The organism is Gordonia sp. NPDC003504 (genome assembly GCF_053587995.1).
The window spans coordinates 1-11,658 of the sequence record NZ_JBSFPC010000003.1; the positions used below are offsets into that span (position 1 = coordinate 1).

Below are 11,658 nucleotides of genomic sequence, written 5' to 3' on the forward strand. Positions count from 1 at the left end.
ACCACACGTGTAATCTTGGACCGGTTGATCGTTTGTCGGGCTACTTCCCGTTTAGTTTCGGGGCGTCGTGGGCGCCGCGGGCCGACACGACCGGCCGACGACGGGCGATCAGGAGCCGGTACCGCTGCCCCCGGTCGAACCAGCAGCGCCGGTAGCACCCGGGTCTCCGTCGGCCCCGGCGGAGCCGGGTTTCAGATCTCCGTCATCCCGTGAGCCGCCGGCGCCGCCCGTCCCGCCGGCTCCTCCCGTGCCGCCGGTACCACCTTGAGCGTCGGCGCCGTTGGTGCCTGCCGAACCACCCAAGAGACCCGTCGTGCCGCCGGCGCCGCCCGCGCCTCCGTCTCCGCCATCCCCTCCGGCGCCGCCGGTACCGCCGGTTCCGCCGCTGCCCCCTTGCCCGGAGTACCAAGGGGCCCAGACGCTTATGCCACCCGCTCCACCTGTTCCTCCGGTACCGCCGACGTCACCGTTACCGCCGTTTCCGCCGACGCCACCGGACGCTCCGTTCCCGCCGTTGCCATAGAGCACGCCACCGGAACCTCCGGAGCCGCCCGCTCCCCCGGAACCACCCGCTCCACCTGCGGTGCCGGTTCCCCCGGTCCCGCCCATGCCTCCGTCGCCACCGACGAACACGACGTTGCTCACACCTGGCGTTCCGCCGAGTCCACCATCGCCACCGTCACCACCGGCGGCACCGATTCCTCCGGCGCCGCCCGTGCCGCCTGCGCCGCCGTAGTATGTGCCCGCACCGCCATCGCCACCTCGACCACCTTGTCCGCCAATCGATCCGGACGCGCCGGACCCACCTTTGCCGCCAGTGCTCCAGGAGCCGTCGCCCGGGGCGCCGCTACCTCCGTTACCACCGTTGACGCCGACGACGTCGCCGGGAGCCATACCGTCTTGTCCGTTGTCGCCGTTGGCTTGGCCGCTGGAGCTATTCACGCCGTCAGCGCCGTTCAGAGTCGGGTCGGTCATCGTCGGGCCGAGGTAGTTGACTCCGTCAAGGCCGAGAAGTCCGAGCCCTCCCTGACCACCGTTGCCACCGTTGCCCCACAAGCCTGCCGCTCCACCGGCACCGCCATTACCACCGTTGCCGGTTCCGGTGATCGCGGTACCATCACCGAGGAATGCGATGCGGAATCCGTTGCCGCCCAGACCACCATCACCACCGTTGCCGAACACCAATCCGCCACGGCCACCGGCACCGCCATCAAGGGTTCCGGCGACCCCGTCGCCACCGTGGCCGCCATCACCGAACAATCCGGCATCCCCGCCCTTGCCGCCGGCAACGCCGTCACCGCCGTTGCCCCAGAGGATGCCGCCCGCGTAGCCGTCGGGATGCTCCGCAGTACCGTCGGCGCCGTTGCCAATCCATAAGATCCCGGTGGGGCCGACCACGCGTAGACCGGTCTGCGGATCAGCCGAGACCGTGAACAAGAATTGTATGGCCGAGGTGCGGTCAGCGGCGGCGACCACGTAGGCGGGCACCGACGAGGGGCCGGATGTATTGCGCCGAATACCGGCCGATGCGCCGCTCGTCGACGACTGTGTCGCCGAATCGGACGCCGCCGACGCGTCATGGTCTGAAGATGTTCTGCCGGAGCGTGTTCCGATGGGGGGTGTTCCGCCCGACACGGCAAGCCCCGACTGAGAGCTGCTATGCGGTGCGGTCGGCCCGTCCGCACCCACCGCACGCAATTGCTCGGCGAGCGATCGAGTAACCGCCGTTGCCCCCGGCGTGCTCGCTTGATCGACGATCGCCGCCACGACTTCGTCGGTGCGCACCACCGCGATCTGCCCACCCCGGAACGGCGCCGGCGCTTGTAGTGGGGTGACTGCAGCTGCCAGCGACACCGACCCCGCAACAGGCGGCGTGGTGGACAGCGACGGCGCGATCACCGCGGCGGCCAGCAACGGCGAGAGTCCCACCGCCACCGGTACGAGAGTCCCCGACCGAAAACTGAATGCCGTCATAACAGTTGACCTCCATGCACATTCGACGCGACGTTGCTTCTGGTCACGCTAGTGGCGTGGGTACCGTCGGTCATGCCCCCTCTTCTGGGGGCATGACCGCCCGGTTGGCCAACGCGACCGCAAGTCAGGGAGATCGCTCACTCGTCGCCACGCCAGACGTTGGAGCAGCTGATCTCCGGTCGCCTACCCGCCGCAAGCTGAGACCGGGCTGTGGCATTGGCCGTTCCACCGGCCGGCGCCTTCCTGAAGTTCTCCGGCAGGCATCGATGCTCGTGGCCTCACAGGCTCGAGACCAACAACCCCACGCCGGCGATCACCGACAACGCCATGCCCGCGCGGGCCACCGCCGCCGCCGGAATCCGGTGCATGACGACCCGGGCGGCCAGGATTCCCGCCGCCATCGGCACGAGGAGTGCCAGCGCGACGAGAAGATCGTGAGAATCGCTGCGCCCGGTGGCGGCCAGCAACAACACGGTTGCCGCGGAGATGATCGCGAACACCGCCGACATCGTGGCGCGGATGCGGGCGGCCTCGGCCGCGCGGAACGTCAACGCCAACGGTGGGCCGGGCAGGGCGGCGGCGTAATTCAGTGCACCGGAGAAGAATCCGGCGGTCAGTGTGCTGCGAGTGGTCAGCGGGACGCGGACACCACACAGTCCGGCGCACCCGGCGGCAACCACCGTCAGTGCGATGATGACGGCCAGGGTCTGGCCGCCCACGAGATGCACCACCGTGACTCCGGCAGCGGTTCCGGGAACCGCGGCAAGAACACACCGCGTCACGAAACCGCGGTCGATCCAGGCACGTTCGCGCCACGCCGTCACGGTACAGATCACGGTCGCGAGCATGAGCAGGGCGCCGGGCACGAGGTGCGGATCCACCAGGATCAGCGCCGGGGCGGTCACGATGCCGAATCCCGAGCCGGTGGTGGCCTGGATGAGTGCACCGACGGCGATGATCGCGATCACGGCGGCCGCCGACCACGGCGTCAAGAGGTTCACCGATCTAGACTGAACCCCGTACTGTCATGAGGAAAGCGCCAGTTGGAGCAGAAACATTGAGGCCAGATGACTAAGTCAACCGCAGGTGATCCGGCGCCGCTCGCGTTGGACCCGTCGTCGGCGACGCCGCTGTACCGGCAGGTGAGGGCACTGTTGGAGGACCAGTTGGCGCGCGGGGTCTACGGACCGAGCCGGTCGATGCCGTCTACCAGGTACCTGGCTCAGGCACTGGGTGTCTCGCGTAATACCGTCGCCCTGGCGTATCAGGAGCTCACCGGCGCGGGGCTGGTGGAGAGCCGCCCGCGCTCAGGTCTGTATCCGGTGAACCTCGCCGCGACGCCCACGACGCCACGCACGACACGACGCGACCGGACCATCCAAATGGATTGGCAGCCACGACTGGAACGCCATCAGGCGGGTCTGCATCAGCTGCCGGTGACCAAGGCGCCGGCCTTCCCCGAGTGGCAGGACTACCCCTATCCCTTCATCTCCGCACAGCCTGAGATGAAGTCCTTCCCGGCGCGCTCGTGGCAGCGGGCAATGGTTGCCGCGCTACACAATCCGCACCTGACCTACAGCGTGCGCGACGCCGGTGACTCCGACGATCCACTGCTGCTCGAGGCGCTGTGCAACGAGATCCTGCCCTCTCGGGGCGTGCACGCGACCACCGATGAGGTGCTGATGACTTCCGGTGCGCAACAAGGACTATCACTGATCGCCGACGTCCTCCTTGGTCCGACGTCGACGGTGGTGGTGGAGAACCCCGGCTACGTCGACGCCTGGCAGATCTGTTCCCGCATCGGCGCTTCGGTCGTTCCCGTCCCGACAGACCAGTGGGGTGCGGTGATCGAGGATGCGCCCGGCTTCGACGCCATCTACCTCACCCCGAGCCACCATCACCCGACGAACGTGACGCTCAGCCTGCCCCGCCGACGGCTGCTGATGGACCAACTCGCCGACCGCGACGCCTTCGTCATCGAAGACGACTACGACAGCGAGTTCCGTTTCCGCGGCCAGCCCACTCCGTCGCTCAAGGCGATGGACACCTCCGGCCGGGTCCTCTACATCGGTTCCTTCTCGAAATTCCTCGCCGCGGGACTGCGCCTCGGGTTCGTCGTCGGACATCCCGAGGTGATCGCCGCGCTGCGTGCCGAACGCCATAACCGATCCAAACACCTTGCCGGACATCTGCAACGGGCGCTTGGTATCTTCATCACCTCTGGCGACTACCACAAGGTGTTGCGCGGTCAGCGGCGTCGACTGCGCCTCAACTGGGACACACTGACCGCGGCGGTCAACCGGTACCTGCCACTCCCTGATGAGGGTGGCTCCTACCCGCCCGGCGGAGTGAGTCTGTGGTACACGGCGCCAGCCGAGATTGATTGCAAGCGTTGGGCATTGCGAGCTCGTGAGCACGGGGTTCTGGTGGCCGACGGGTCGCGCTACTACTTCCCCGGAACCTGGCGCAATCACAACCTGCGGCTCGGGTACAGCTCCCTGCGCACCGAGCAGATCGAACCGGGGATCAGGGCGCTGGCCGCAGCGCTGCCCTGATCCCCGACCCGACGCAGGAAGTCTCACACTGCGCAGAGTGCGTCATCGAGAATCGAGAGAGCCTGCTTGGTCTCCTGCGGGGAGACGATGCACGGCGGGGTGAGATGGAAGCGATTCATGTTCTGGAACATGAGAAGTCCATTGCGTCGCGCCCGATCGGCGATCGCCTTCATCTCCGGGGAGTTGCCGCCGTAGGGCGCCAACGGCTCTTTGGTGGCGCGGTCGGAGACGAGTTCGATCGCCCAGAACACGCCGAGTCCGCGTACGTCGCCGATGATCTCGTGGCGCTCGGCGAGTTCGCGCAGGCCGGGTCCCAGGGTGTCGACGCCGATCGCCGCGGCGTTCTCCACCACCTGCTCGGCGTGCATGGTCTCGATGGTCGCGACGGCCGCCGCAGCGGCGAGGGGATGACCCGAGTAGGTGAGCCCGCCGGGATATGGGCGGGTGTCGAACTGCTCGGCGATCTGCTGGGTCATCAGCACCCCACCCATCGGTACATATCCGGAGTTGACGCCCTTGGCGAAGGTGATCAGATCGGGAACCGCGTCAAAGTGCTCGAGCGCCAACCATTTTCCGGTGCGTCCGAAGCCGGCCATCACCTCATCGAGGATCATCACGATACCGTGCCGATCGCACAGTTCGCGGACGCCGGCAAGGTAGCCGGGCGGGGGTGGCATGATGCCGGCGGTCCCCGGGACGGTCTCGAGGATCAGCGCGGCGAAGCTGTCGGGTCCCTCGAACTCGATCAGCGACCGCAGATGCTCCAGGGCGCGGACGCACTCCTGCTCCTGCGTCTCGGCGTGGAACTGACTGCGGTACAGGAACGGCGCGAAGAAGTGCACCGCGCCCGACGAACCGTAGTCGCTGGGCCAGCGCCGTGGATCGCCGGTCAGATTGATGGTCTGATGCGTCGCACCGTGATACCCGCGGAACGCCGACAACGTCTTGTAGCGGCCGGTGGTCAGCCGCGCCATCCGCACGGCGTGCTCCACGGCGTCGGCGCCACCGTTGGTGAAGAACACCTTGGTGAATCCCTGCGGCGCGATGTCGACGATCAGTTCGGCGGCGCGGGCGCGGGCCTCGTTGGCATGCGCCGGCGCGATGGTGCACAAGGTGCGGGCCTGCTCGGCGATCGCCTCCACCACGCGCGGATGCTGATGGCCCAGGTTGGTGTAGACGAGCTGCGAGGAGAAGTCCAGCAGCCGGTTACCGTCGCCGTCGATGACATGCGAGCCCTCGGCGCCGGTGATGACGATCGGATCGAGCGTCGATTGTGCCGACCACGAATGGAAGACGTGGGCGCGATCGGCCGCGTAGATCTGCGCGGCGTGGGGGTTCTGTGGTGCGGGCATGATGTGTGCTCCTCCGTGAATCGGGTGTGGCAACGTCGCGGTAGTCGCCGGCCTGACACCACCGTCGCAAGAGCTTGGCCTCGGCAAAAGGGCCAGAAATGGGCCAACTGACAGTGCCAGTTGGGGTGACGTGCACAACACGGCGTTCCTCGCGCCCGAAGCCTGAGACGGTTTGGGCTGGTGACGCCGTCACAAATGGTGTTCGACGAGTCCATCCGGTTACATCTGGCACCGTCAAACTCCGTACCAGTGGACCTTCTCGGGGCTCCAGATCTTCGACAGTCTGAGTTCACGACGCGGCGATCGCCGCCGCAGACAGACGACGCATCACCACACGAAGGGGGAATCGCCTCATGGCACACCAGTCCGACTCCACCGACATCCGGCCACGGGCGGTCATCACCGGCGCCAGCAGCGGGATCGGTGCCGCGACCGCCGCTCAGCTCGCCGATGCGGGCTTTGACCTGCTCCTCGGCGCACGGCGCGTTGAGCGCCTCGACGACCTCGCCGGCAAGATCCGCGCCGACCACCCGAACTGCGAGGTGATCGTCCGCCACCTCGACGTCACCGATCCCGGCTCGGTCATCACCTTCTGTGCCGACCTCGACCGTGCCGACGTCCTCGTCAACAACGCCGGAGGCGCGATCGGCACCGACTCGATCGCCGAATCCGTGGACGCCGACTGGCAGGCCATGTTCGACATGAACGTGCTCGGCGTCTTACGCGTCACCCGGGGACTGCTGCCGCTGCTGCGGTCGTCGGCGTGCGCCACAGTCGTCACCATCGGCTCGATCGCCGCCGTCGAACCGTATCTCGGCGGCGGCGGGTACAACGCCGCCAAGCACGCGGTGCGCGCACTGACGCGGGTGCTGCGACTGGAACTACTCGGCGAACCGGTGCGGGTCTGCGAGATCGACCCGGGCATGGTGGAGACGGAATTCTCCATCAACAGATTCGGCGGCGACACCGACCGTGCCGCCGCCGTCTACGACGGACTCACCCCGTTGTCGGCCGACGACGTCGCTGACGCCGTCACCTGGGTGGCCACCCGCCCGGCGCACGTCAACGTCGATTCCATGCTGCTGCTGGCGCGTGATCAGACCAGCGCCCAACGGGTTCATCGAACGGCGGCGGTATGACCAGCGCCATCACCAGCCGTCTGACGCCCTCGTCATCAACGTTGCGGCACTGGGGAATCCGGATCGCCGCCCTGGTGGTGTTCGTCCTGCTGTGGTGGACAGTCACCGCCGCCGGCGTCATCAAACCGCTGTACCTGCCCGGACCGGGAGCGGTGTGGGATGCGTTCGTGCGCGCCAACACCTGGCATCAGGTGGCACCCGGTGTGCCGCGAGAGGTGCTCGGCGAACAGAACTACTTCCTGTGGGAACACCTCATCGCAAGCCTGCAGCGCATCTTCGCCGGAGTCGGACTGGCAATCATCGTCGGCATCGCGCTTGGGATCGCGATGGGTACCTCGAAAGTCATTGCCACCACGGTAGATCCATACCTCAACTTCCTCCGCGCGCTACCGCCGCTGGGGTACTTCAGCCTGCTCATCGTCTGGTTCGGCATCGGCGACACCTCCAAGATCTGGTTGCTGTTCCTGGCCGCCTTCCCTGCGGTCACGGTGGCCACGATGAGTGGTATCCACGGCGTCAAGGCCGACTACCTCAACGCGGCGCGCAGCCTCGGCGCCTCACGCGGACAGGTGATCCGCGGAGTCATCCTCCCCGCGACAGCCCCCGACATCATCGGTGGCATTCGTCTGGCCGTCGGATTCGCCTGGACGACAGTCGTTGCCGCGGAACTCAACAACGGCATCCCCGGCATCGGAGGACTCGCCTACATCGCCGGCACCCAGCTTCGCACGCCGCTGGTCATCGCCTGCATCATCGTCATCGGAATCACCGCCCTCGTCCTCGATTCGATCCTCAAGTGGATCGGCATCCTGGTGGCGCCGTGGAAGGGAAAGGTATGAACCCCACACCCGATCCGCACCGCGGACCGCGGCGGCTGCGACGGTCACTTGCCGTCGTCGGCCTGTGCGCCGCGGTGGCGATCTCGACCAGCGGCTGCATCGTCGAATCCGGTCGCGGAGAACAAAGTCGATCACTCATCACCGAGGTGTCCTGCCCGGTCACGCCGGACCAGTCGATCACCGGCACCATCCGCATCGGCTACCAACAGATCCCCAACGGCGACCTCGTTGTCAAGGACTCCGACATCCTCGGCAAGTGCATGCCGAACGCCGACATCGCCTGGACCCAGTTCTCCTCGGGCGCCGACGTGGTGCGGGCCTTCGGTGCCAACTCACTCGACCTGGGGCTCTTCGGTTCGGCACCGGCCGCCAAGGCCCTGTCGGCGCCGCTGAACCTGCCGGTGTCGGTGGTGTGGATTCAGGACGTCATCGGTGGCGCCGAGTCACTGGTGGTCCGCGATCCCTCGATCACCTCGGTCGATCAGCTGCGTGGCAAGAAGATCGGGGTCCCGTTCGGTTCCACTTCGCATCTGAGCCTGATGGCGGCCCTGACCAAGGCGGGTTTGACCTCCGAGGTCACCGTCATCAACCTCGAACCCAGTGCGATTCTCGGGGCCTGGCAGGGCGGACAGATCGATGCCGCATGGATCTGGGAACCGACGCTGTCGGAGCTGACCCGCGACGGCCACGTCATCATGACCGCGAAGGACACCGCCGACGCCGGCAGCCCCACCTTCGATCTGTCCGGTGCGCGAACCGATTTCGTGAAGGAGAATCCGGCCGCGATGCGACTGTGGACGATGGCGCAGGACTGGGCAGTCCAGCAGATCACGCAGAACCCGGAGGAAGCCGTCGCGAGGATCTCCGGTCAGCTCGGCGTCACACCGGATCAGGTACGCACCCAACTCAAGGGCTACATCTACCTGACCGCCAAAGAGCAGGCTGAACCTCGCTGGTTCGGTGGGGGACTTGCCCGTTCGTTGTTCGACACCGCGTCGTTCCTCAAGGATCAAGGTGAGGTCGACGGTGTCAGCCCGCAGCAGGTTTACGACAATGCGGTGTACGCCGCCGCGATCAAGGAGGTGGCGGGCCAATGACCGAACCCGTGACGAACCCCGACAACGAGACGGGCGCAGACCTTTCCGACCGGCTCACCCTGACGTCGGTCGGCCAGACTTACGGCTCCGGCGACGACCAGGTGGTCGCGCTCTCCCCGATGGACCTCACCATCGATCCGGGCGAATTCGTCTGCCTGGTGGGACCGTCCGGCTGCGGCAAGACCACGCTGCTGCAGATCATCGCCGGATTCCTCGAACCCACCGAGGGCACTGTGATGATCGGCGGGCGCCATATCCGCGGTCCGGCACCCGAACGAGGCGTGGTGTTCCAGGCTCCGACGCTCTATCCATGGCTGTCGGTGCAGCACAACGTCGAATTCGGGCTCAAAGCCAGGGGAATGCCGAAAGCCGAACGGGCCCAGAAGGCCACCGAGATGCTCGAAACCGTCGGGCTCGGCGGCTTCGGCAGTCGACGACCGTACGAACTGTCCGGTGGTATGCAGCAACGCGCGCAGATCGCCCGCGTCCTGGTGAACGATCCGCGGGTCATCCTGATGGACGAGCCCTACGGTGCGCTCGACCCGCTCACCCGTGAACGCCTGCAGGTGGAGTTGCTCAATCTGTGGCGACGAGAACGCAAGACGATCATCTTTGTCACGCATTCGGTGGAGGAGGCGGTGTTCCTGTCGACGCGGGTGCTGGTGATGTGTGCCCGCCCCGGGCGGGTGACCATCGACCGCCGAATCGAACTGCCCGGTGACTCTCCGGATGGTGTCCGCTCACCCGACGTGATCGCCACCCCGGAGTTCCAGAACATCAAAGTCGAACTGGCAGAGGCGATTTACAACGCGCACAGTTAGGTGGCTGCGCTGGCTCGTGTCTCACCCGTCGACGTTGACGCCGTATGCACGAGCCAACGCCGCCAGCCCATCGTCCCATCCCTGTCCGAGCGCGCGCAGTTTCCACCGTGCTCCGGCGTCGGCCGGGCGATACAGATAGATCTCCACGAGGATGAGAGCCCGAACCTGCGGTTCCGGACTCGGTGTGAATGACCAGCATTGATTCTCGGCGCCGATCCGGATGTGGCACAGCCCAAGTGAGTCGAACGTCGCCCCGGAGGCGGCGTCGATGCTCGCGGCGACCAACACCTTCGCGACACTCGGCCCCACCTCGCCAGGCCGGACCACCGCCAATTCGACTGTGGCCGAACCAGTGTGCTGCTTACTGATCAAGGTGACACCGTCGCCGACGGGCTGGTTGTAGAAGATCATGGCATTGTCGTCGAGCACCTTGTCATCGCGGTCGAGGAGAAGGAAAACCAGATCGGCATCGGCGCCCGCGGTGGTGAAGGTGATGCGGAGCGGGATCGCGGCGGCGTCACCGATCACGACGGACTGGCCCGCGCTCAGGTCGTCCCCGACAGGGACAGGATGTTGCGGCGCGGGAGGTCGTGGGGCAGGGGACTGTGGGGCAGGGGATTGTGGGGCAGGGGATTGCGGGGTCGCAGTGACGGGTGTGGGCGACGGCGTGGGTTCGGCGATCGGCGCCGGCCGAATCGGGGTGGGGGCTGGGGGAGCGGCCGGGGGCGGTGCCGCACGCGTCTGCAACCAGTGGTCAAAGGGCGCGAGCCGGAAGGGATTCGGAGGGTCGGGCTCGGAGACCGGCGTGCTGCTCGCGAGATCTGCATCCAGATCTGCCAGTGCCGCATCTCCGTCGTCGTCGCAGTTGGCGAGAAGGGTTGCGACACCGGGGAGCTCGTCGAGCGGCAACGGCTTGACGACCGAGGAGATGTTGCCCGAGGCGGTCGTCCGAATACTGCACTGTACGTCGGTGCCGATGTCGAGGATCCGCCACGCGTCGTCAGCGCACCCCCACGGGCCGCGCTCGATGGCGGTCCTCGACCACGAACCGTAGGCCACCAAGCCGAGCCGATGAGTATCGGGCATCCGGGTGATAACCGCCGCGTTCACCTCGGTGATCGACGGTGCGGTGGCCAGCGCCTCGAGCACCGTGGCCGCGAGATTCGAGGCGAGGATGTGCATCCACCACAGCATCCGCTCCCGTTTGGGCATCGCCTTGAGGGTGGGCCGTCCGGCGGCTGTGGTCGACGGCATCTGATCGGGCAAGGTGTCGAGATCCTGCAGCCGCATGATCACCGACAACGACGCACCGTCGACGCCGACAGCGCATCCGGCTGCGGGGTTATCCGCAAACGCGGCATTGACCGCATCGCACACAGTCTGTTCATCGTTGGCGCACACTGCCGTCCACCACGCATCGGCTCCGTCGCACAGCTCGGCGTGGATCCCGGCCAGGCGCCGTGACTCGCTGTCGACGTAGGCCGCGACCGCGGCATCGGCCTGAACGCGGGCGCGTTCCTTCTCCTTGCGTGCAAATAGCCCGAGCCCTTGCTGGTAGATCGAGTAGGCCTGTGCGCGAACGGCTTCCGCCGGGATCGGCGGCGGCGGCGGAATGATCGGCGCGGAGGAGATCGCGAACCGCTCCAGATGTGCGCGTGTGGTGTCACGACGCAACTGCCGAAGCTGCTCGATGGCGGCGTTACGCTCGGCCTCCTGCTGCGCGCGTTGCGCGGCGCGCTGTGCCCGTGCGAGCTGGGTCGGCGACGGCCCGCCGCTCCGCGTCGTCGATGACCGTCCTCGACTCACGCCGCGGCTGCGGCTCAGCGCCGTCGACGCGTAGAACGGCCCCATCCCGCTCGACACGCGTGTACGACCCGTACC

At 67.0% G+C, this 11,658-nt stretch carries 8 protein-coding genes and 1 pseudogene; 5 read left to right on the top strand and 4 right to left on the bottom strand.

Translation table 11 applies throughout. From position 1 onward, the window contains the following. Positions 1 to 108 precede the first annotated feature (108 nt). Positions 109 to 1,371: pseudogene (locus ACWDPV_RS07660) on the bottom strand (PGRS repeat-containing protein); the annotation flags it as partial. Between the two features lie 881 nt (positions 1,372 to 2,252). After that, complete coding sequence (locus tag ACWDPV_RS07665) at positions 2,253 to 2,975, bottom strand: sulfite exporter TauE/SafE family protein (RefSeq protein WP_348805754.1); 723 nt, start codon at positions 2,973 to 2,975, stop codon at positions 2,253 to 2,255. A gap of 66 nt (positions 2,976 to 3,041) precedes the next feature. Between ACWDPV_RS07665 and pdxR the strand changes: the two genes are divergently transcribed. Further along, positions 3,042 to 4,529: a MocR-like pyridoxine biosynthesis transcription factor PdxR gene (gene pdxR / locus ACWDPV_RS07670; protein WP_449742460.1), complete on the top strand. Its 1,488-nt coding sequence runs from the start codon at positions 3,042 to 3,044 to the stop codon at positions 4,527 to 4,529. Between the two features lie 23 nt (positions 4,530 to 4,552). Here pdxR and ACWDPV_RS07675 read toward each other — a convergent pair whose 3' ends face one another. Then, positions 4,553 to 5,881 carry an aspartate aminotransferase family protein gene (locus tag ACWDPV_RS07675; RefSeq protein ID WP_348805752.1) on the bottom strand — a complete coding sequence of 443 codons (1,329 nt, stop codon included), beginning with the start codon at positions 5,879 to 5,881 and terminating at the stop codon, positions 4,553 to 4,555. A 353-nt stretch (positions 5,882 to 6,234) separates the two neighbouring features. On the opposite strand from ACWDPV_RS07675, the gene ACWDPV_RS07680 reads away from it, so the two are divergent. From ACWDPV_RS07680 to ACWDPV_RS07695, 4 genes are read left to right on the top strand one after another with little or no spacing between them, the layout of a single operon-like run. Further along, positions 6,235 to 7,020 (top strand): SDR family NAD(P)-dependent oxidoreductase, encoded by a 786-nt coding sequence (locus ACWDPV_RS07680; protein WP_348809629.1) that lies wholly within the window; start codon positions 6,235 to 6,237, stop codon positions 7,018 to 7,020. Further along, the gene (locus tag ACWDPV_RS07685) at positions 7,017 to 7,859 is read left to right on the top strand and encodes an ABC transporter permease (protein WP_348805750.1); all 843 of its coding nucleotides are present in this window, start codon (positions 7,017 to 7,019) and stop codon (positions 7,857 to 7,859) included. Before ACWDPV_RS07680 ends, ACWDPV_RS07685 begins: the two co-directional genes overlap by 4 nt. Next, entirely contained in the window at positions 7,856 to 8,956 is a 1,101-nt protein-coding gene (locus ACWDPV_RS07690) for a taurine ABC transporter substrate-binding protein (RefSeq protein WP_348809628.1), read from the top strand. The genes ACWDPV_RS07685 and ACWDPV_RS07690 overlap by 4 nt, the downstream gene beginning before the upstream one ends. Further along, positions 8,953 to 9,777 (top strand): ABC transporter ATP-binding protein, encoded by an 825-nt coding sequence (locus tag ACWDPV_RS07695; protein WP_348809627.1) that lies wholly within the window; start codon positions 8,953 to 8,955, stop codon positions 9,775 to 9,777. Before ACWDPV_RS07690 ends, ACWDPV_RS07695 begins: the two co-directional genes overlap by 4 nt. A gap of 21 nt (positions 9,778 to 9,798) precedes the next feature. Here the strand turns inward: ACWDPV_RS07695 and ACWDPV_RS07700 are convergent, their stop codons facing one another. Continuing rightward, entirely contained in the window at positions 9,799 to 11,640 is a 1,842-nt protein-coding gene (locus ACWDPV_RS07700) for a TerD family protein (RefSeq protein WP_449742461.1), read from the bottom strand. Positions 11,641 to 11,658: the final 18 nt, after the last annotated feature.